The 21220-nt window shown below is 52.5% G+C and carries 21 protein-coding genes and 2 pseudogenes; 10 read left to right on the plus strand and 13 right to left on the minus strand.

Translation table 11 applies throughout. From position 1 onward, the window contains the following. The 3 genes from VH86_RS22265 to VH86_RS22275 form a co-directional block, all read right to left on the minus strand. The coding region (locus VH86_RS22265; RefSeq protein WP_045834140.1) for an MFS transporter at positions 1 to 1173 on the minus strand (1173 nt) is incomplete at its 3' end. A gap of 131 nt (positions 1174 to 1304) precedes the next feature. Next, positions 1305 to 1613: a CcdB family protein gene (locus tag VH86_RS22270; RefSeq protein ID WP_045834141.1), complete on the minus strand. Its 309-nt coding sequence runs from the start codon at positions 1611 to 1613 to the stop codon at positions 1305 to 1307. Positions 1614 to 1616: 3 nt separating this feature from the next. Then, positions 1617 to 1856: a type II toxin-antitoxin system CcdA family antitoxin gene (locus tag VH86_RS22275; protein WP_045816186.1), complete on the minus strand. Its 240-nt coding sequence runs from the start codon at positions 1854 to 1856 to the stop codon at positions 1617 to 1619. 154 nt (positions 1857 to 2010) lie between these two features. Here VH86_RS22275 and VH86_RS22280 point away from each other — a divergent pair, with 154 nt between their 5' ends. Next, positions 2011 to 2541 carry a sterol desaturase family protein gene (locus VH86_RS22280; protein ID WP_045834142.1) on the plus strand — a complete coding sequence of 177 codons (531 nt, stop codon included), beginning with the start codon at positions 2011 to 2013 and terminating at the stop codon, positions 2539 to 2541. On the opposite strand, the gene crtB is transcribed toward VH86_RS22280, so the two are convergent. Genes crtB through VH86_RS22305 form a run of 5 tightly spaced genes read right to left on the minus strand, consistent with a single transcriptional unit; the run spans position 2480 to position 8244 of the window. Beyond that, positions 2480 to 3409 carry a 15-cis-phytoene synthase CrtB gene (gene crtB, locus VH86_RS22285; RefSeq protein ID WP_045834143.1) on the minus strand — a complete coding sequence of 310 codons (930 nt, stop codon included), beginning with the start codon at positions 3407 to 3409 and terminating at the stop codon, positions 2480 to 2482. The genes VH86_RS22280 and crtB overlap by 62 nt on opposite strands. Beyond that, positions 3406 to 4887, minus strand: coding sequence for a phytoene desaturase (locus tag VH86_RS22290; RefSeq protein ID WP_045834144.1), 1482 nt, complete (start codon positions 4885 to 4887; stop codon positions 3406 to 3408). Before VH86_RS22290 ends, crtB begins: the two co-directional genes overlap by 4 nt. Continuing rightward, on the minus strand, positions 4887 to 6053 hold the full coding sequence (gene crtY, locus VH86_RS22295) for a lycopene beta-cyclase CrtY (RefSeq protein WP_045834145.1): 1167 nt from the start codon (positions 6051 to 6053) through the stop codon (positions 4887 to 4889). Before crtY ends, VH86_RS22290 begins: the two co-directional genes overlap by 1 nt. Further along, on the minus strand, positions 6053 to 7324 hold the full coding sequence (locus tag VH86_RS22300; RefSeq protein ID WP_045834146.1) for a glycosyltransferase: 1272 nt from the start codon (positions 7322 to 7324) through the stop codon (positions 6053 to 6055). Before VH86_RS22300 ends, crtY begins: the two co-directional genes overlap by 1 nt. A 14-nt stretch (positions 7325 to 7338) precedes the next feature. Then, entirely contained in the window at positions 7339 to 8244 is a 906-nt protein-coding gene (locus tag VH86_RS22305; protein WP_045834147.1) for a polyprenyl synthetase family protein, read from the minus strand. Between the two features lie 241 nt (positions 8245 to 8485). Here VH86_RS22305 and VH86_RS22310 point away from each other — a divergent pair, with 241 nt between their 5' ends. The 5 genes from VH86_RS22310 (at position 8486) to VH86_RS22330 (ending at position 12785) form a co-directional block, all read left to right on the plus strand. Further along, complete coding sequence (locus VH86_RS22310) at positions 8486 to 9427, plus strand: 2-hydroxyacid dehydrogenase (RefSeq protein ID WP_045834148.1); 942 nt, start codon at positions 8486 to 8488, stop codon at positions 9425 to 9427. A 117-nt stretch (positions 9428 to 9544) separates the two neighbouring features. Continuing rightward, entirely contained in the window at positions 9545 to 10726 is a 1182-nt protein-coding gene (locus VH86_RS22315; RefSeq protein WP_045834149.1) for an FAD-binding oxidoreductase, read from the plus strand. Positions 10727 to 10846: 120 nt separating this feature from the next. Beyond that, positions 10847 to 11872, plus strand: coding sequence for a Gfo/Idh/MocA family protein (locus tag VH86_RS22320; RefSeq protein WP_045834150.1), 1026 nt, complete (start codon positions 10847 to 10849; stop codon positions 11870 to 11872). Between the two features lie 101 nt (positions 11873 to 11973). Beyond that, positions 11974 to 12465, plus strand: a complete 492-nt coding sequence (locus VH86_RS22325; RefSeq protein ID WP_045834151.1) for a GNAT family N-acetyltransferase — start codon at positions 11974 to 11976, stop codon at positions 12463 to 12465. Positions 12466 to 12566: 101 nt separating this feature from the next. Further along, a complete protein-coding gene (locus tag VH86_RS22330; protein ID WP_369800373.1) occupies positions 12567 to 12785 on the plus strand; it encodes a hypothetical protein in 219 nt (72 codons plus the stop codon). 37 nt (positions 12786 to 12822) lie between these two features. On the opposite strand, the gene VH86_RS22335 is transcribed toward VH86_RS22330, so the two are convergent. Together VH86_RS22335 and proP are read right to left on the minus strand one after the other, a co-directional pair. Next, a complete protein-coding gene (locus tag VH86_RS22335) occupies positions 12823 to 13878 on the minus strand; it encodes a mechanosensitive ion channel family protein (RefSeq protein WP_045816174.1) in 1056 nt (351 codons plus the stop codon). A gap of 294 nt (positions 13879 to 14172) precedes the next feature. Next, a complete protein-coding gene (gene proP / locus VH86_RS22340; RefSeq protein ID WP_045834152.1) occupies positions 14173 to 15681 on the minus strand; it encodes a glycine betaine/L-proline transporter ProP in 1509 nt (502 codons plus the stop codon). A 230-nt stretch (positions 15682 to 15911) separates the two neighbouring features. Here proP and VH86_RS22345 point away from each other — a divergent pair. Then, positions 15912 to 16451, plus strand: a pseudogene (locus VH86_RS22345) (GNAT family N-acetyltransferase). A 17-nt stretch (positions 16452 to 16468) separates the two neighbouring features. On the opposite strand, the gene VH86_RS22350 reads toward VH86_RS22345, so the two are convergent. Beyond that, positions 16469 to 16951 carry a glutathione peroxidase gene (locus tag VH86_RS22350; RefSeq protein WP_045834153.1) on the minus strand — a complete coding sequence of 161 codons (483 nt, stop codon included), beginning with the start codon at positions 16949 to 16951 and terminating at the stop codon, positions 16469 to 16471. Positions 16952 to 17158: 207 nt separating this feature from the next. On the opposite strand from VH86_RS22350, the gene VH86_RS22355 reads away from it, so the two are divergent. Further along, positions 17159 to 17626 carry a GNAT family N-acetyltransferase gene (locus VH86_RS22355; protein WP_045834154.1) on the plus strand — a complete coding sequence of 156 codons (468 nt, stop codon included), beginning with the start codon at positions 17159 to 17161 and terminating at the stop codon, positions 17624 to 17626. Positions 17627 to 17675: 49 nt separating this feature from the next. On the opposite strand, the gene VH86_RS22360 is transcribed toward VH86_RS22355, so the two are convergent. Beyond that, complete coding sequence (locus VH86_RS22360; protein WP_045834155.1) at positions 17676 to 18134, minus strand: NUDIX hydrolase; 459 nt, start codon at positions 18132 to 18134, stop codon at positions 17676 to 17678. Between the two features lie 132 nt (positions 18135 to 18266). Here VH86_RS22360 and VH86_RS25320 point away from each other — a divergent pair. Next, positions 18267 to 18497 (plus strand): annotated as a pseudogene (locus VH86_RS25320) (glutamine amidotransferase); the annotation flags it as partial. 147 nt (positions 18498 to 18644) lie between these two features. Here VH86_RS25320 and pckA read toward each other — a convergent pair. After that, complete coding sequence (gene pckA / locus VH86_RS22365) at positions 18645 to 20264, minus strand: phosphoenolpyruvate carboxykinase (ATP) (protein WP_045834156.1); 1620 nt, start codon at positions 20262 to 20264, stop codon at positions 18645 to 18647. 156 nt (positions 20265 to 20420) lie between these two features. Here pckA and VH86_RS22370 point away from each other — a divergent pair. Further along, a partial coding sequence (locus VH86_RS22370; protein WP_045834157.1) for a LysR family transcriptional regulator occupies positions 20421 to 21220 on the plus strand: 800 nt, incomplete at its 3' end.

A 21220-nucleotide genomic window follows, 5' to 3' on the forward strand; every position in this document is an offset into this window, starting at 1 on the left:
GCCCGCCAGTAACGCCATCATCATCTGAACCACAGTGACCGCCAGCAACATGATCAGCGGCACCAGCCAGTTGCCGCTGGCATCGTGCAGCATACCGAAACACAGCGGGCCAAGTGCCGCCAGCCCGTAACCGACACACTGTGCCATGCCGGAGAGTTTTGATGCCTGGCGATGATCCCGGGTGCGCAGATTAAACAGTGAAAGGCTGATCACCAGCGATGCGCCCGCGCCCAATCCAGCCAGAATCAGCCACAAAAGTGACCATGCAGGCAGCAGCAGCAAGCCGCCCACCGCGACAAAAATCAGGAATGAAGCGACAAAGCCAATAGCGCGCTGATCGCGCAGTCGTTTAAGGGCACTCATGCAGGCAAGATTGGAGACGATGGCCACAATCTGATAGATGAACAGCATGCCGCCTGCCTCAATCTGGCTAATACCGTTGTCTTGCGCAAACGGCGTGAACCAGCCAATCAGGGTATAAAACAGCAGTGACTGACTGGCCATAAACAGCGAAACTTGCCAGCCCAATGCTGAGCGCCAGGGCGATCGCATCACGCTGTGGGGTGCTGCTGCGTGCACCTGCGGCCCCGATGTTTTCAGGTAAGGTAGCCAGGCGAGCAGCGCGATAAATGCCGGCACAAGCCATACCGCGAGTGAAAGACGCCAACCTGCGGAGCTCATTTCGGCCAGCGGCACCGCAATGCCCGATGCAATGCTGGCTGAAATCCCCATCACCATGGCATACAACCCGATATAGCGTGCCGTGTGCTCAGTAAAGTCACGTTTGATCAGCGGTGGCAACAGGACATTGGCGGCGGCAATCCCGGAACTCAGAATAAGGGTTCCTGCCCACATGGCATTTTCACTGCCGGTAATGCGTAGCAACGACCCCAGCGTGATCAGCAGCAGCGAACCCCACAAACTGCGTTCCAGGCCAAAGCGATTACCAAACCAGGCAGCCGGCGGTGCCAGCGTGGCAAACATCAGCAGCGGTAAAAAGTTGATCACACCTGCGGCACTGGCGCTCAGTCCAAAACTGGCGCGGATATTCTCCAGTATGGGACCGGTGGCGGTAATCGGCGTGCGCAGATTGGCAGCGGTAAGCAGCAATAAAAACAGGAAAAAACCCGCGCGTCGCAGGGCTGGATTTTGGGTTATCGCGGTATGGGACATATTTTGCGCACCATAGAATTGAGGCAGAACGATTCTGCATATGGTGCGTTGATTGACGTTAACGCTTACGCAGCAGTTCATTTCCGCTGAGGAGGGGGGATACTAGCGAGGGATGCTTGACATGTAAAGTCTCAAAATCCATCAAAGATAAAATCAATAGAATCTTTGATTCGCTGGCGATAAGGGCGGGCATCCATCGCCTGTTTTCCTAACAATGATACGGGCACGCTTGCCATTTCATGGGTCATGACGAGATATCCTTCTCCCTCAATTTCGATAACAGGATTAAGCCGTTTTACCTGGCCAGCCTGAAGTCGATTCATGGGATACAAGGGAATAACAATACGCGTCGTGAGCTCATCTATGATATCGCTTTGGACATCGACCAGATAAGGGTAAGCACTGTTTTTACTGGTGTTGTTATAAATGATGTACTGCATTTTTTAGAACGTCCTGTATTCATCGGACAATAAACCATGCTCTTCGGTTATGCGGTTCAGTTCCTGTAAACCGGCGCTATTTTCATGTTTCCATTTTTTTGCAGCAGCTATCCGTACTTCTTGTCGCAATGCTTCACTCAGAATCGCGGATAAGTTTAAACCGGCATCTCTGGCCTGTTGTAAAAGCATTGGTTCGACGGTAACGCTGACGGTTTTCTTTTGGTTAACACTGGTATCAGGCATGAATCCCCCGTGTTGAATACACGTGTTGCACTGCGAGTGAGTATGGATGAAAAGGCAATTGTCTTCAATCTTACAAAAATAAATGCTGGTGACTTGCCTCTCCACCTATCCGCGTCCACCTTTAAAGCCTCTGTTCAACACAAATGGATGCACGATGCTCTGGTTATGGAATACGCTGATCCTGCTGGCGTCAGTGGTAGTGATGGAAGTGGTGGCGGCACTGTCGCATAAGTACATCATGCACGGTTGGGGCTGGGGCTGGCATTTGTCACACCATGAACCACACGAAGGCAAATTTGAACTCAACGATCTCTACGCCGTGGTGTTTATGTTCATGGCGATTGCGCTGATCTACATCGGCGTAAACGGCTACTGGCCGCTGCAATGGATTGGTGCGGGCGTAACCTTGTACGGCGCACTCTATTTCATGGTGCATGACGGACTGGTGCATCAACGCTGGCCGTTCCGCTATATTCCGCGCAAAGGCTATCTCAAGCGTCTGTATATGGCGCACCGCATGCATCATGCGGTGCGAGGGCGGGAAGGATGTGTTTCGTTCGGCTTTCTCTATGCGCCGCCGTTACCTAAGTTGCAGGCGGCGCTGCGACAGCGTCACAAATCTGCTAACGCGGACGCTGCCATAACCCCTGAGGACGCGACTCCGGACGAGCCAAACGCGAAGTAAGCGCCAATCCAGCACCTTTTACCAGCAGCGCCAGTTTTTCTCCGCTGCTGGTGCGTTGTCGCGCATCCCAGGCGTGTTCGCCCGCATGTTGCACTTTCACCCCAATCTCACGATAGACACCGCGTGCGGTGGCGATAGCCCACGCGGAACGCAGCGGCAACCCAGGTAAGCCGGAACGAGCAGAGTGATAATAGGGTTCTGCTTCGCTCACCAGTCGCGCGGCCAGTGGCGCCAGGGCGGCGCGATGTTGCGGATCGGCAAGATTCTGGCCGGTTAAGCCAGCTTGATCCAGCCAGCTTTGCGGCAGATAGCAGCGCCCGTTCTGCGCATCTTCGACGATGTCGCGGGCAATGTTGGTGAGCTGGAAGGCGAGCCCCAGATCGCAGGCGCGATCCAGCACCGCTTCGTCACGGACGCCCATCACGCGGGCCATCATCAGGCCCACCACTCCCGCGACGTGATAGCAGTAGCGCAAAGTATCATCGAACGTCACGTAGCGCGCCTCACGCGCATCCATCGCAAAGCCCTCCAGGTGATCAAACGCCAACTGTGGCGGCAACTGGTGAATTAACGCCACTTCCTGGAACGCTTTGAATGCGGGTTCATCCATATGCGCACCGCTGTAAGCACGGCGGGTTTCAATTTGCAGATGCAGCATGCGCGCTTCGGCATCTTCCACCACATGCTGTGTGCCGCCTTCGCCCAGCGTTTGTCCATCAATCACGTCATCACAGTGGCGACACCACGCGTACAGCATCAGCGTGCTGCGCCGCGTGGGCGCATCGAACAGTTTCGCGGCGGTGGCAAAACTCTTTGAGCCCACCGCCATGGTCTGAGTCACCTGTTCTAACAGGGGTTGGCGATTCATCCAGCGAGATCCTCCTGCATCAATTGCGCAGTGGCTTTCGCCGAGCCAATCACACCGGGTACCCCGGCGCCGGGATGTGTGCCAGCACCCACCAGATAGAGGTTGGCGATATCCGCATCGCGATTGTGCGGGCGGAACCATGCGCTCTGCGTCAAAATCGGTTCCAGCGAAAACGCTGAACCCTGATGGGCATGCAGCGTGTCGCGAAAATCAAACGGCGTAAACATGCGGTGCGTCACCAGTTGCTGACGTAGTCCCGGCATATAGTGCTCCTCCAGATAAGCAAAAATGCGATCGCGTAAACGCGGTCCTTCCTGTTGCCAGTCGATCGCCGCCGTGCCGAGATGCGGCACCGGTGCCAATACGTAAAAACTGCCACAGCCTGCCGGAGCCAGTGAGGGATCGCTGGAGCAGGGTGCATGCAGATAAAGCGAAAAATCGTCTGAAAGCTGGCTGCTGTTAAAAATCTCGTCGATCAGCTCACGATAGCGCGGGCCAAAGCACACGGTATGATGCGCCAACTGTGAATGCGGGTGATTCAGACCGAAATAGAGTACAAACAGCGAATTGCTCATGCGTTTACGCTTCAGCGAGGCGGCACGTTTGCTGGCGGCAGGATGCCCGCGCAGCAACCGATCATAGGTATGCACGACATCGGCATTCGACGCCACCGCATTCGCTGCAAACCGGCGGCCATCTTTCAACTGCACGCCACTTATGCGGTTGCCCTCGGTTTCCAGCTGACTCACTTCGGCGTTGAGCAACAATTCGCCACCCAGGTCGGTAAATAGTTTTGCCATGCCTTGCACCAGCGCACCGGTGCCGCCACGCGGAAACCATACGCCCCATTCGCGTTCCAGCGCATGAATCAAGGTATAGATCGAGGACGTTGCAAAAGGATTACCGCCAACCAGCAGCGAGTGAAAAGAGAATGCCTGGCGCAGGTGATCGTCCTGTATAAATTTCGCCACCATACTGTAAACGCTGCGCCAGGCCTGCAAGCGCCCTAACTGAGGGCCTGCGTGCAGCATGTCACGGAAATGCAAAAAAGGCACAGTCCCCAACTTGAGATAGCCCTCTTTGAACACCTCGCGTGAATAGGCGAGAAACTGCCGATAGCCTGCGATATCGGCCGGGTTGAAGCGGGCAATTTGCTGCTCCAGCAAAGGCTGATTATTGTCATAGTCGAGCTGTTTGCCGTCTTCCCAGCATAAGCGATAGAAAGGCGTGACCGGCATCAATTCGACATAATCACTGAGCGATTTGCCCGCCAGCGTGAACAGCTCTTCAATCGCCGTCGGATCGGTGATCACTGTCGGCCCGGCATCAAAAGTAAAGCCCTGTTCCTGCCATGCGTAGGCACGTCCGCCGGGTTTATCGCGCTGCTCCAGCAGCGTGGTGGGAATACCGGCTGCCTGTAGCCGAATAGCCAACGCCAGGCCGCCGAAACCGGCGCCAATCACATAAGTGCGTGTCATTATTTCTTCCCTGGTTTAGAAGAGGTCGTCATCAGTGCGCGCACCGCTTCACCTATCGGCACGGGCGGTTTGCCACATAAAATGCGCGCTTTATCGCTGAGCCGAAGCTGCCCGGCGTAAAAACGGCTGATTAGTCCGGCATCCAGCCGATAAAAGCGCTGCATCACACGCCAGCGCTGTTCCGGGCGTCCGGCTAAGAACAGCATTCGATTGAGCAATCTGAAAAAACGCTGTGTTCGCCACTGCTCGCGTGCAAACTGTTCGATGTCGCGACTGAGCGTTGCCGCATCACAAGGCAACAGTTGGGCAATGCGTTCTGCCAGCGCCAGGGCCGTGGGCAACGAGTAGCCCGTGGTGGCGTGGAACAAGCCCGCACGCAACCCGCTGCAAGGTTGACCACGCTGTTGCTGCCAGAAGGCATCAATATCGCCACTCAATGTGATTGGCAGCGAACCTTGCTCCTCACGCAGCAGAAGGCTCAATCTCCAGTGATGCGCCTTGGCGTAGTCGGCGATATTCTGCCGTGCAGTGTGTTCTGCCAGCGTTGGCTGATTGATGTAGTGCGTATCTTCGATTAACAGACGATCTGCACTGAGCGGTAAGGTGTAGACAAAACGGTAGCCCTGTTGTTGATCCACTGTCGCATCCATCAAGATCGGCTGCGTTAAACCGTGAGGCCTCGCCAGATGCCACTCCTGACCGACAAAGGTTTGATAGCCCAGTTGCAGATGCGGCGTGTGTTGCAGGCCGCGACCATCAATCACCACCGCAGCATGCAGTACGCGATGGTCGGTAAGGGTAACCTGTGTGGGTTGCACCTCTTTCACGGGGGTATCGGTCCAGAGGTCCTCCGCCATCACCTCATAAAGCCGCCGGGCAAAATCCGCAGAGGTGATTGAGCAATACTCCCTACTGAGATTTCGGCGCAATGTGGGGAAACGCACCTGATAACCGGACCAGCGATAGGTAATCAACGGTTGCAGCCACTGAAGTTGCTCGGGGCTGAGGTCATCCTGATGGAATGACCAGGTATGGTTGCCCGCCGGGTGCGTGTGACTTTCCAGCATCAGAATACGCAACTGGGGTTGGCGCTGGCGCAACTGTAGCGCGATCAAGCCATTAGCCAGTCCGGCACCCACTAAAATCACGTCATAATGTTCGGGCATCAGGTCGCCTCCGCCCGCACTACACATTGCTGACCGAGTGCCTGCTCAACGATATCCGCGGCGCGCTGGCAACCCCCTGCGCGCTGTAGCTGCGCCTGAATCGGCGAGATGCGCAGCCGATAGTTGTCATCCGCCAGCAGTTGCTGCAGGTGCTGTTCAAGCTGGTGCACGCGGCTAAAGCGAGAGGCACGATGACCGACGCCGTGCCAGATAATGCGTGATGCCACGCCGGGTTGGTCAAAGGCCAGCGGTAGCGCCAGCATCGGGGTGCCCCATTCCAATGACTCTAACGTGCTGTTGAGTCCGGCATGGGTGATAAACAGCTGCGCATGTTGCAGCGCGGCTGGCTGATCGAGAAAATCCGTCACCCACGCCGCACCGGCGCGCTCCAGCTGCTGCACCTGATTGGCGTCCAAAGCGCCACAATGGGCAATCACCAACGAGAGCTGTTGGTTGCGGCACGCTTGTGCCAGATGCAGGAACAAGCGAAAACGGTGGCCCTGTAATGTACCGAAAGAGGCATACACCACCGGTTGCCGCATCTCAGGCCAGGGCGCGCTGGCACTGCGGGGAGGATTCGATGCGTGCAGCAGACCCACAGCGTGAAAATGGCTGGGCAGATGCTGGCGCGGAAAATCAAATGCCGGAACGAGCTGGCTAATCTGCGCCAGCGGTGACAAACATTCATGCAGGCTGTGGCGATCGGGCAAACCCCATCGTTGCGCATGGTGGCTGATCACCGCGCCATGGCGCTGCATCAGGCGATCATAAATATCCTGGCTGGTCTGAAAACGTTGCAGTGATTTTTCATCCTGACCAAATTGAAACGGCATCACCGCCAGCGGAATGCCTGGTTCGCGATTCACCGGCAACGCGCAGGCCACTGAAACAAAGGGGAGCTGCAACGCTTCTGCCACTAATCCACCCGCCGCTTCCATCTGATCGGCAATCACACCATCGACTTGCAACGATGTTAAACGCGCAGGCAGTTCCTGACACAACATATCGGTGCTGGCGGCGATATCACCGATCACCCGCCATAACGCAAGAGGGGAAGCCAGATGCTGTAACAGCCGTGCTAGCGAACCGGCTGGATGACTATGTTCACCCACGGCGCTGAATCCTACGCCTCCATCACTCAGCAAGTGGCGTGCATCTTGCTGTTGCACAAAGGTGATGCGATGACCGCGCGCAATCAATACTTGTGATAACGCCTGCAGCGCGTGGAAATGGCTATACAGTGGCGGCGCAATAACGGCAAAGTGCCCCATTGGCAATACCGCGGTCAGTGAAACATCGCCAGCTGTTGATTAAACAGGGCGTGCATATATTGACGGGTTGCGATACCACGATGGCAGGCACAGGCGAGGTGCGCATCGGCACTGCGCAGATGGTCACGCAGGCGGCGTTCAGCACCTTCGGCCCCCAACATCTGCACCAGCGTTGATTTACCCTGATCCTGATTGATGTCCTTGCCCGTGTGTTTACTGCCGTCCGCGAGATCGTCGAGCAGTTGGAAAGCCTGACCTAAATCCTGCGCGAAATAGCTGAGTTTTTGGCGCATGGCAGGGGTTGCTTCCGCAGCAATCGCTGCCATCTGCAAGGTGGCACGGAACAGCACGCTGGTTTTCAGTTCGTTGGTGAGTGCGACGGCTTCCGCACTACGCGTTTGCGCGCCGTGCTGGAGATCCTGGAATTGGCCTTGTACCAGGCCCTGTAAACCCACGGCAGAAGAGAGTTCCGCAATCGCCTCTGCTTTCTGCAGGGCGGCTAAACCCGGTGCGATGGCGATCACTTCAAAGGCGCGGCTCAGCAGGGCAATCGCCGCCAGAATCGCCACGCTTTCGCCAAATTCGCGATGCACCGTTGGACGTCCGCGTCGCATCTGCGCATTATCCATGCAGGGAATATCATCGAGGATCAGCGACGCGGCATGTACCATTTCTACCGCACAGGCGAGATCAAGAATGCCATGTTGTGATGCTTTGCAGCCCATATCTCGCGCAGCCAACAGCAGCAGCAGCGGACGAATGCGTTTACCCGGTGCCAGTGCACCGGCGCGCATGGCGGCACGAACCTGATCGCCTGGCTGGCCCGCCGGCAGCAATTGCTCAAGATGCGCCTGCAATAATTGCTGCAAAGAGTGAAGTTCGTGTTCCTGGCTTGCTGTGATATCGACATGGGCGGTCATAGCGGCTTTCCATGGTAAGTTGAATTGTTATGGTTTTTTTATTAACCGTAGACTGCGTAAGGTGAGTTCGCCAGCGTGCTCAACGCATTACGCTGTAAACAGATCCGAAATAAAACCTGATTGTCCACCGGGATTCATTTCACTTTCCCCGTGATCTTATTAGCGAAAAAAGTAACAAGGGTGCCGTAACATAAATTCATCCGGTAGTCTGAAACGACATGCTTATCCATCCGGGAAAATAATGATGTCTACGCAACCCCACATTTTGATTATCCAGCCACTGATGCCGCAGCTGGACGAAAAACTCTCGCAACATTTTCATTGCCATCGTTTATATGATGAGCAGGATGCTGCGCTATTTCTTCAGCGTCAGGGCAAAGAGATCCTGGGAATAGTGACGCGCGGTGACGTCGGTGTGGAAACGGCTATTCTTGAACAGTTGCCTGCCTGTAAAGCCATTGCGGTGTTTGGTGTGGGTACTGACCGTATCGACCTGAATTACACTGCTGCACATGCTATTCAGGTCAGCATTACCAGCGATATTCTCACCGATGATGTTGCCGATTTAGCCATGACGCTAACGTTAGCATTCTCGCGCAATCTGGTGGCCTACCATCAATTCGCCCGCTCTGGTGCGTGGGAAAATACCGGCGCTTCACTCTCCAGTAAGGCCAGCGGAAAACGCATGGGTATCGCGGGCTTGGGCGCGATTGGGCTGGCCATCGCCCGCCGTGCAGAAGCATTCGGCATGGAGATAGCCTATACTGCGCGTAGCCAGAAAAATGTGCCTTATCAACGCTGTGAGAGCATCGAACAGTTGGCGGCATGCAGTGATTTCCTGGTACTGGCGCTGCCGGGTAGCCCGGAAAATATCCAGCTGGTGGACGCAAAAGTGCTGGCGGCGTTGGGGAAATCGGGTGTGCTGATCAACATCGCTCGCGGCACGGTGGTGAATGAAAACGATCTTATCCAGGCATTGCAGCAGGGTGTAATAAAAGGCGCCGCGCTGGATGTTTTCCCGCAAGAACCGGTTATTCATCCTGCGCTGCGTGAATTAGATAATGTGTTATTAACCCCACATATTGCGAGTGCCACCCATGAAACCCGTGAAGGCATGGCGAATAATGTGCTGGAGAATTTGCTGGCATATTTCTCAAATGGGAAAATGCTGACGACGATATAAATTAAATCTCTGACATCAGAGGATTTTCTTATATCCTTCGCAGTAAGAGTTATATAGCAATTGCAATCTCTGCCGATGAACGTTGTTATGATAGGCCCCTTCATTCAGGAGCCATTCATGACAACTCAAAAGATTGCGATAGTGGGCGCTGGCGTCATCGGATTAGCGGTGGCGCGCGCATTAGCCTTGCAGGGCGTGCAGGTCACGGTTTTTGAACAGCAACATATCGGTGCCGGCACCAGCAGCAGCACCTTCGCCTGGGTCAACTCCAACGGTAAACAACCCCTTAGCTATCACCAACTCAATGCGCTTTCTATGGAGGAGCATGCCAGGTTGCAGCTGTCGCAACCGAATGGACTGCGCTGGCTGGAGACCTGCGGCACATGGGAGTGGGCGGCAGAGGGGGATGCGCAACAGAGATTGCATCAACGCGTCACCTCACTGCAATCGCTGGGCTACCCAGCGCACGAGGTCACCCCGGATGCGTTGCAGCGTGAAGTGCCGGAACTGCGTTCACAGGCTGTAAGTGGAAGTATCTGGCACTTTCCAACCGAATCAGTATTGCATCCTGCGCTGTATCTCTCGCGACTCTGGTCTGAAGCGCGTGCCAACGGAGCGATTTTACATCAGCATCACGCCATTGAACGTCTTAGCGAACACGTTGATGGTGTGACGTTACATCTGACAAACGGTAAACAGTGGCAGGGTGATCGCGTGGTGATTGCCACCGGGCGCTGGGCCAATCAATTGCTTAACACCCTTAATCTTGATTTGGCGCTGCTTGATACCAGCAAACCCAACGCGGTGGCCTGTAGTTTCCTGGCACGCACGGCGCCACAGCCGCTATCGCTGGCAACCAATTTAATCTCCCCTCAGCTTAATGTGCGTCCGGACGGCGGCGGGCGATTGCTGTTGCAGGCGCTGGCGCTGGATGACCTTGCCGATCCTGCTGCCCCCCCTTCGTGCCATGGCGAGATTGCTCAGGCGTTTCGCGATCGCTACCACGCGTTGTTTGCAGATGCAGGTGAATTGCAGATTGAGAATATTGTGATTGGTCAACGCGCCAGACCGGCGGATGGTTTACCTGCCATCGGCTACGTCACGCCTCAGCAACGTGTTTATGTGGCAGTCACACACAGTGGCATCACGCTGTCACCGTTGATTGGCAAGCTGGTGGCGCAGGAGCTGGTGCAGGATCAGGCCAGTGAGCTACTGACAGAATTCCGCCCACAGCGATTGTTAGGCAAAAACGCCAGTGACTTTGCGCCGATAAAACGCAACTTCCCTGCGGCACAGTAAAGCCATTTTTCCTAAAAATGATATTTTTGTGCCATTTTTTGCGTGAGTGAGCAGTTTTAGTTGTTGCGATTATGTTATTACTGATTGCCTTACAACTCTTATCTGACACAAGGAGGCAGCATGAAAATCGGTATCGTGGGCTATGGAACGGGCGGTAAGCATTTTCACGCACCGTTTATTAATGCGGCTGAAGGCGTCGAGTTAGCGGGCATTGTGGCGCGTGCGCCAGCCACTATCGCACGCGTGAAAGCGGATTTTCCCGACATTCCGATTTATGCCAGCCTGACCGACATGTTGGCGGCGGGTGTCGATGCTGTCACCATTACCACCCCACCGCAAACACGCCGCGAACTGGTACTGGAAGCCATCGCCGCAGGTGTGGCGGTGATCGCCGACAAACCCTTTGCACCCGATGCGAAAACGGGGCGTGAATTGGCCAATGCAGCAAAAGCCAAAGGCGTTGTACTGAGCGTGTATCACAACCGTCGTTTCGACCATGATGTGCGCACGCTGAAAAAACTGATTGAGCAAAATCGGGTGGGAAAAGTATGGCGTTTGCATAATCGTATGGATTTTGACGATGCCAATACCCTTGAAGGCGGCGAAACCGGCGGCCTGCTGCGTGATTTGGGCAGTCATATCGTCGACCAGGCACTGTTTCTGCTGGGGCCAGTAGCATCGGTTTATGCTCAGCTGGATATTATCGATCTGCCGGAAGGACCGACTGATGCCAGCTTTGTGCTGACGCTGACGCACCACAATGGGACTACATCCTATCTTTCCGCCACCAAACTGAATCACTTTGTTTGCCGAGAGTTCCGTCTGTATGGCGATGCCGGTAGCTTTGTCTCGCAGGGGACGGATGTGCAGGCACAGGCCATTTTTGCCGGCCAACGCCCCGCGGACGATCTCGCTGCCTGGGGCTATGAGCAGCCTGAGCGCTGGGGCACACTCAATACGCTGCAAGGTTCAGAGCGCGTGCCTTCCGAACAAGGTGCTTATCACGCTTACTACGAAGCTTTTGCTCAAGCAGTGCGCGATGGCAGTGAACCCCCGGTAACGCCAGAACAGGCCATTGAAGTACTGGCGGTACTGGATGCTGCGTTTATCAGCGCACGGGAAAATCGGGTAGTGGAAGTTATTTAAAACAGTCGCGCTGCTGCGAAGCAGCGCTCTATTCTCTCCACCTTTCCCCATGTCACCCTGCTAAAATGGCGTCCACGAGATGTTATGTTTAGAGGTCTGCTGTGTCGAATTTGATGTTCCGTATTGCCACCTTAGCCGATGTTGATCGTTGCTATGCCATTGAAATTGATGCCTACGAAGGTGATGAGGCAGCCACGCGCGAGAAAATTGCTACCCGTATTGCACAGTATCCGCAAGGTTTTATGTGCCTGGAAAGCGAGGGGCAAGTCATTGGCTTTATCAATGCCGGTTGTGCCTGGGATGTGGTGATGTCAGATGAGGAGTTTAAGGAGTTAATCGGGCACGATCCTGTAGCACCTAACGTCGTAATCATGTCAGTGGTGCTCGATCCCGCGTATCAGGGCAAAGGTTACAGCACGCTGATGATGCAACAGTTCATTATGCTCATGAAGCAGATGGATAAGCGGACCATTCATTTGATGTGCAAGACCCATCACGTTGATCTGTATAAGAAGTTTGGTTATGAGTACATCAAACCTTCGGATTCCGATCACGGTGGCATGGCGTGGCACGAGATGCTGATGACGCTGTGATTATTTTTTAACCAAAAATAATTCATCACCTGATCGCGATCATAAAATTACGCTGAAAACTGCTCAACCATGTCAGTCAAATCACATGCAACGAGGAGGTTATGATGCGTACTTCACTGATGACCTTGCCGGAGGTGGCGCGCTATCTTGGCGTGCCTTCCGCCACTTTAGCCTGTGCGATTTGCAATCGTGGCACGCTAGAGAAAGTCCCGCTACCCGCCGCGGTTGACGACACCGCACCGTTGTCCTGCCGCTGCTGGACACCACAAGATGTCCGCCAGTTCAGGCTTGCGATGATGCGGGCGCGACGCGGGCACTAAAGAACAACTGGCGGTTCTGGACCGCCAGTTTCCGTTCTTATCCATTCAGCGTTGCCCGCACTTTAGGAAGGCTCTGCGGATAATTCTGCTGAATAAACTCAATCATCTTCTCGCGCACATAGCAGCGTAAATCCCAGGCCGTTGGGGAGTTTTGTGCGGTCATTAATAAACGAATCGTCATGGTTTTGTCAGTGGTATCGGTCACCTGAAGCACCTGAGTTTGCTGATCCCAGAGTTTGGTTTCGCTGAGAATTTTTTCAAAATGCTGACGCAGCGGTTCGAGCGGCATCGAGTAATCGAGGTAAAGAAAAACCGAGCCTAATATTTGGGCATTGTTGCGCGTCCAGTTTTGGAAGGCGTTCTCGGTAAAATAGGTAATCGGCAGCACCAGTCGACGCAGGTCCCAGATACGCACCACAACATAGGTCAGGTTGATCTCCTCAATCCAGCCCCATTCATTTTCAACCACAACGGCATCATCAATTTTGATCGGTTGCGTGAAGGCGATTTGAATGCCAGCGAACAGATTTACCAGTGACTTCTGCAGCGCAAAACCAATGATGATGCCTGCCACCCCGGCGCCTGCGAGAATGGTGGTGCCGAATTTTCTCACGCCGGGAATGCTGATAAGAATCAGTGAAAGGCAGAATGACACAAGCAGGACAATCGCGACCTTTTTGACATAAATGATCTGGGTGCGGATCTTCCTGGCGCGCAGGTTGTTTGACAGATTAATATCATAGCGAATAAATAGCATGTCCTGCGCGACGTTGGTCAACCTGATTAACACGGAGCATAACGACAATATGATAAAAACATTCAGTGTGGGGGTAATGAACGAAAGTGAATCGGGATGAATATTAACATAGTCAGCCCCGACATTAATCAACATGAGTGGAATGAACAGAAATAAGGATCCACGAAGATGCTTTTCAAGTGACTTAAATAATTTTCTGTCGCGATTCTGCCAGTAACGTATAAATCTAAGCAGTAGGAAGCGAGCCAAAAAACCCGCGACAAGCGAAAGGGTGACAAGTAACACAGCAGGCACCCATGAAGGGGCGTCAGATAACTCATCAAATATCGATGGCATTATTTTCCCTCATACTCAGCTGACAACTTAACGTTGTCAGATAAATTAAACATTCAGTAACCGTATTCAACCCGGTTATCAATAAATCATTTACTCACTAATAATGAGTTTATTTGTTACTCATTAGCGACCATGATAAAGCGATATTCAATGTTATTCGTTAATTGAATCTGGAGTCATCATTTAACCAACTCACTGAAAGTATAGACGGTTGTGAGTGTTCTGCGCCGGGTAACGTATAGGGGGACGAGTACGATTGAAGAAAATCCGCTGCCCGAAGGCAGCGGCTATTATTTATTGCGTTATTTCGGGGTGTTGAGCGACTAAATTGCGGCGCTTAATCTTCAACGCCTCAATTTGTTCATCAATATCCTCGATGCGCTGCTCAATGCCATCATGATGTTCCTGCAGCAACTCTTTAGCCTCTTCAAGGGATGAGGCCGCCGGGGTATCACCATACAGAGGTTTGTTAGCGGTTTCTCTCACGGTAAAACCGGTCACCACGCCAATCGCTCCTACCACCATCAAATACCACGCGGGCATGTAAAGATTGCCCGTCACTTCCACTAACCAGGCGGTAAGGGTAGGGGTAATACCCGCCACCAAAATGGAGATATTATAGGTGCTGGCCAACGCGCTGTAACGCACTTCCGTCGGGAATAACGCGGGCAGAGTGGAAGCCATCACGCCTATCAGGCAGTTGAGGATGACTGCCTGAATGAGGAGACCAAAAAAGAGTGCGACTAAACTGTGATGAGTAATCAGCATGAAGGAGGGAATGGATAACAGCACCATGGCCACGCTACCAATAATGATAAACGGACGACGTCCAAATTTATCACTGAGTAATCCCATAACCGGTTGCACAAACAGCATCGCCAGCATGATAACGACAATGATCAAAACACCCCGGTCTTCTGAATAGTGCAGATTGTGGGTCAGGTAACTCGGCACGTAAGTCAGCAGCATGTAGTAAGCCACGTTGGTGGTGATCACGATGCCGATACAGGAGATCAGATTCCGCCAGTGCTTGCGTGCAATCTCTTTAAAAGGAACGGAAGGGCCTTCACTTAAACCTTGTTTGGAACCTTCTTCCAGTGAATCTACATGTTTCTGGAATGCCGGGGTCTCTTCAAGTGCATGACGCAGGTAAAGGCCGACTAAACCCAGCGGCAACGCCATAAAGAAGGGGATGCGCCAACCCCAGTCATTGAACGTTTCCTGGCCAAGAATGGTGGTGAGCAGCACGACCACTCCGGCGCCGCAGACGAAGCCAACCAGTGAACCGAAATCAAGCCAGCTGCCTAAAAATCCGCGTTTACGGTCGGGTGAGTACTCCGCCACAAAGATGGATGCGCCGGTATATTCCCCTCCCACCGAGAATCCTTGCACCATTTTCGCAATCAGCAGCAAGACCGGTGCCCAGAAGCCGATAGTGGCATAGGAGGGAATGAGACCGATGCTGAAAGTACTGAAGGTCATCAATATGATAGTGATGGCGAGGATCTTCTGGCGGCCATATTTATCACCTAATACACCAAAGAACATTCCCCCTAGCGGACGGATGATAAACGGAACGGAGAATGTGCCCAAAGCGGCGATGATCTGGATGCCCGGAGAGGCACCTGGGAAAAACACCTTGCCCAAAACAGCCGCGACATAGCCGTAAACCCCAAAGTCGAACCACTCCATTGCATTACCCAGAGCGGCGGCGGTAATCGCCTTCTTCAGACGAGCATCATCAATGATTGTCACGTCCTTCAGCCGCATCGGCTTAACCTTTTTACGTCTTAAACTAAGCATTACCCTTCCCTTAAAAATCAAACACTTTTGGTTGATCTCTCATTATAAAAAGCTGTAAATCGTTAAGCTGAATCCAGCTCATAGCTGTTGATTCAGATACAGCATAGACATAAATTTACAATTTGCCGGGCGAGGCTATGATTTAGCGGTTTTTAAAATCCTCCTATAGTCATATTTATCTTCGATCTATTAAAGTAAAGGACTCTGATGAAATGACAGGGGTAAACGGTATGTTCTGGGAGTCTGAACGCTTGCTTTATCGTTTTAATTTAGCTGAGGATCTTGACGACCTTTTCAGAATCTACGGCAATCCTGAAACGCACAAGTTTAATCCGCGTGGCCCGTATCCCAACATCGATTATGCGAAAGAAAAATTAATGCGCTCACTCGAGAGTGATAAGGAATACGGTTTCGGCGATTGGACCATTTTTGAGAAAGCGAATCCGCAGCGTGTCATTGGTTTTGGCGGGGTTTTTGTAAGCCATTTTGATGGGCGTAAAACAAATAACTTAGGATATAGATTTGAGCCAGAAGCCTGGGGTAAAGGCTATGCCACTGAACTTTCCAGAAGGGCTTTACGCTTCGGATTTGAAGAGGTTGGTCTTGACGAGATTGTCGGCGTAGTGAGAGAAAATCATATTGCCTCTCAAAAGGTGCTGGAAAAGGCAGGACTAAAATTTTAAAAAAAAGTAACGGACATAGAAGGGCTTCCACCCAGCCTGATGTACTGCATTAATCTGCAGGAGTGGAAGTCTTACCAAACCGAATAGTTCAGTGTCAGGAACATTTAAATTTTAAGTTCAGCCATTATTATTGATTCCATTTTCTCTGGCGTAGTAAAGGGTGCAAACCGCTTAATGGGGTTACCGTCGCGTCCGATGAGGAATTTCGTAAAGTTCCACTTGATCCTACCGCCGAGCACGCCGGGTAATTCGCTTTTCAGATAACTAAACACCGGGTGGGCAGCGGCTCCGTTCACCTCGATCTTCTCGAACATCGGAAAGCTTACACCGTAGTTGATGTGGCAGGTTTGTGAGATCGCGTCGGCGTCACCGGGCTCCTGCTTACCGAACTGATTGCAGGGGAAGCCCAGCACCATCAGCCCCTGAGCGGCGTACTTCTTATAAAGCGCTTCAAGGCCTGTGTATTGTGGTGTAAAGCCACAGTGGCTGGCGGTGTTCACCACCAAAACCAGTTTGCCAGCGTAATCAGCCATTGAAATAAGCTGGCCGCTCAGGCTGGTGGCGGTAAGTTGATGAAAGGGGGTCATGTCAACGTCCTCAAAGAACACCCGTTTAATTCTGCAGGATTTTTTTCATCCAGATTAATGACAGAGTAGCGAAAACCAACGCTCTGTTAATTAACACGGATCGATATCAATAACATCGGATCTTGCAAAGCAATATACATCAGAACCCATGGTCATTCCGCTATGATAGGATTCCAGCACCCCTGAAAAAGTTATTTGGAGTGAAGAGTGACGCTTCCATCAATCCACGAATGGCATCAAAATGACTATCTCGTTAGTACAGACAGCGCAAAATTGGATGTGGAGGCGATACACCAGTATCTGACGCGCTCAACATGGGCGAAAGGCATAGACGTGGAAACCGTCACCGCTTCAGTTCAAAACAGCCTCAACTTTGGCATCTATCATCATCAATTTCAGGTCGGATTTGCCCGGCTCATAACAGATCATGCGACCTTTGCTTATCTCTGTGACGTGTATGTACTGGAAGCGCATCAGGGGGAGGGGTTAGGCAGATGGTTAATGACGTGCATTCATGACCATCCTCTATTTAACAGGCTGCGCAGGATCATGTTGTTCACCACGACAGCGCCATGGCTATATGAGAAATTTGGCTACGAGCCAGTCAATCGTCCTGATTATGCGTGGACAATCACGCGCCCAGATATTTACCGTAGCGATAACGACAAGAATTGATGCGCCGAGAGGGCTTATCGAAGGCGGTCTTGATTGCCGCCTGCAACCGTCAGCGTGCAGCAGACTGCTGGGCGATTTCCAGCAAAGCCGCTAAATTTTCCGGATAATAACGTTCCCCACTGCATATCAGTTCTTCCAGTTTCCACCAGTGATAGTCCGACATCACCTCCCGCTCGTGCTGACTCCATCCCGCTGTTGAAATCTCCTGTTGAATAACCTGCACTGTATAATATTGCTCTTGCGCTAATACTACCTCGCCGCTGGGTAGTTGCATTTTAAACGCCCGGTACCCGATGGGATCATCTAGCTGAGCACGTGTAATGCCTGTCTCTTCAAAGAGTTCGCGAATAGCTGCCTGTTTCCAGCTTTCATGGTTTTCCAATGCTCCGCCGGGTGTGGCCCAATAACGTTGTCCATCCAGAGCATCGGCTTTATGGGTGAAACAAAACAACAGAACACGCTGCTGTGGGTCAATGATGAGTAATCGTGCTGAAGGCCGGGTATTCATTTTTGGCTCTCTTTCCTCGTAACGTTAACTCTCTTAGACGATATAGCCTGTCGTATCGCGATTCCGCTGCGATCCCTCTATTTTTCAGAGTGTTGTGCCGATGTATTCATCGCTTATAGACAAGCGATCAGCCAAATCTTTGCTTACTCCGATCGTGTTTATGGTTTCCAGTGTCATATGGAATTAACGCGGGAGGTCGTTGAAAGGTTGATCGCGCATTCAGAGAATGACCTGAGCCGTGCAGCTGAATACCGCTTTGTTAACACGCCAGAGGAACTTCGTGCACAGGATTACAGTGAGATGGACCTGGTGCTGTTTGGCTTTTTAGATAAATTAGAAGCTCGCTACAAATCAGCATCGTGATAAAGAATGCCTGAGGACCGGCATTCTCTCTGTTCTTTTAAACAGAACGCTGCCCAGCGATGTTACACAGGGCAGCGTGAGTTTATTGAGATTTCAGCGCCACATCAGCGGCAACCGCGTGCCAGCGAATGATAAGCCTAAGCGCATTTACAACTGCGGACCAGCCTGCGCAATACGCGCACCGGCCTCGTTGTTGCTGTACTGTTTGAAATTATTGATAAACAGCTGTGCCAGTTTCTCGGCCGCTTCCTGCCATTCTGCTGGTGATGCCCAGCCGTTACGCGGATCGAGCGTGTTCACATCGACGCCAGCAATCTCTTGCGGAATGGCGAGGCCAAAGATCGGCAGTGCTTCTTCACGCAATGCGCCAGTTTCCCCTTCGAGGATGGCGTTGACGATCTGGCGCGTATCTTTCAACGACAAACGCTCACCCGCGCCGTTCCAGCCCGTATTCACCAGCCACACTTCAGCACCGCTCTGCGCAACTTTCTCCTGCAGCACATCAGCATACTGTGTTGGATGCAGCATCAGGAAAGCCGCACCATAGCAGGCAGAGAATGTCGGCGTTGGGGCAGTAATCCCGCGCTCGGTGCCCGCGAGCTTGGAAGTGAAGCCTGACAAGAAGTGATACTGCATCTGCTCTGGCGTCAGGCGAGATACTGGTGGGAGCACGCCGAATCCATCCGCTGCAAGGAAGATAATGCGGGAAGGGTGACCGGCGCGAGACACCGGCTGCACGATATTCTCGATGTGCGACAATGGATAAGAGACGCGTGTGTTCTCGGTTTTGCTGCCGTCGGCATAATCCACGCTGCCATCTTCACGAACGACGACGTTTTCCAGCAACGCGTTGCGGCGGATGGCGCCATAAATTTCCGGTTCAGATTCCGCTTTCAGATTGATGGTCTTGGCATAGCAGCCGCCTTCAAAATTGAATACGCCGTCTGCATCCCAGCCGTGCTCATCATCACCAATGAGCTGGCGACGCGGATCGGTCGACAATGTGGTTTTTCCGGTACCGGAGAGGCCAAAGAACAGCGCCACATCGTCTTTTTCACCCCGGTTTGCTGAGCAGTGCATTGACGCGATACCCTTCAGCGGCAGCAGGTAGTTCATCACTGAGAACATCCCCTTTTTCATTTCGCCGCCGTACCAGGTCCCTCCAATCAGCTGGATATTCTCTGTGAGGTTGAAAGCAACAAAGTTCTCTGAGTTTAACCCTTGCTCCTGCCACTGCGGATTGACGCAACCGGCGCCATTAATCACTGTGAAGTCCGGGTTAAAGCTTGCCAGCTCTTCGGTGGTTGGTGCGATAAACATATTTTTGACAAAATGCGCCTGCCACGCCACCTCAGTGACAAAACGCACGGCCAGACGAGTATCGGCACTGGCACCACACCAGGCATCAACGATATACAGCGCTTTCTCAGATAAGTGATCGGCAACCAGCGTTTTCAGGTGCGCCCACACTTCAGTGGACATCGGTTTGTTATCGTTACGCCCGAGGCCAGCATCCGACCACCACAGGGTATCTCGCGTCACATCGTCGCGAACGATGTACTTATCGCGCGGAGAGCGGCCAGTGAACTCGCCGGTATCAACCGTCACCGCACCAGACGTCGTTAATATTCCGCGCGCCGGGCCTGTAAGCTCGGCTGACGTTTCATGCTCGAACAGCAATTCGTAATTCGGGTTATAGATGATCTCGCTGACATCGTTGATGCCAAGGCTTGAGAGATGTTGCATGACAGATTTAATTGCGCTCATAAAATACCCTGACTCATTAGATGCATGGCGAGACGGCAAAGGCCGACCCGAGTAGGGGATGGATAGTAGCACTGGCTTTTTGATGCAGAAATTGCATATAAATCATTTGTCATGTAAAAAATGCATAGAAATGGGGGCTGTAATTGGAGCGAAGGCGTGCTAAGTAACCTCGAAGTGAAGTGGTTCTATGATGTGATTGCATTAGAAGAATGCCGCAGCTTTACCCTTGCGGCAGAGAGACGAAATATTTCGCAATCCTCGTTCAGCAGAAGGATTCAGGCACTCGAATCGAACCTGGGTTTCAGCGTATTTAATCGTGAAGTGAACCCGCCACAGTTGACGCCGCAGGGCAGGATATTTGTCGGCTATGCCAGAAACATGCTTGACGATATGGACTTCCAGATTAGTCGAATCAAGGGGGAAGATAAGTTAAAGCAAAGTATCCGTATCGATGCGGCGCCTTCACTTTCCGTCCTGCTGCTGCCCGACATCTTAGCGGATTACCGCGACAGCCCGGACAAGGTGTTTTTTGTTGAATCGATTAACGTCAATGATGCGGTATTTAACCTGAAGGAGGGGAAAAGTGATTTTATCCTGTCCTTTTATAACGAAGAGTTGATGAATTACCCGTTCATCAACCATAAAATTTTCGATTCCGCTCTGCATCTGGTCTCACCCTGTGATCAGCACGGTAAGCCGATATTCTCTATTAATGGCGACACACTGCCGCTGGTCAAATATGCCAATGACAGTTATATGGGTCGCCAGGTTAATCAGGTCATTGATCGCATACCCAATACCACCTTTATTCTGACCTTTGTTTCATCGATGAGCGAGTTACTGAAAAGAATGATCCTGAAAGGCGATGCCGTTGGCTGGCTGCCAGATTACTCGATTCAGCGTGAACTGGAGGAGAGAAGGCTGGCGATCATGGACCACAGCCTATCGCTGAAGAT

Origin of the sequence: Pantoea sp. BL1 (assembly GCF_000963985.1) — a bacterium.
Taxonomy (GTDB): Bacteria; Pseudomonadota; Gammaproteobacteria; order Enterobacterales; family Enterobacteriaceae; genus Pantoea; species Pantoea rwandensis_B.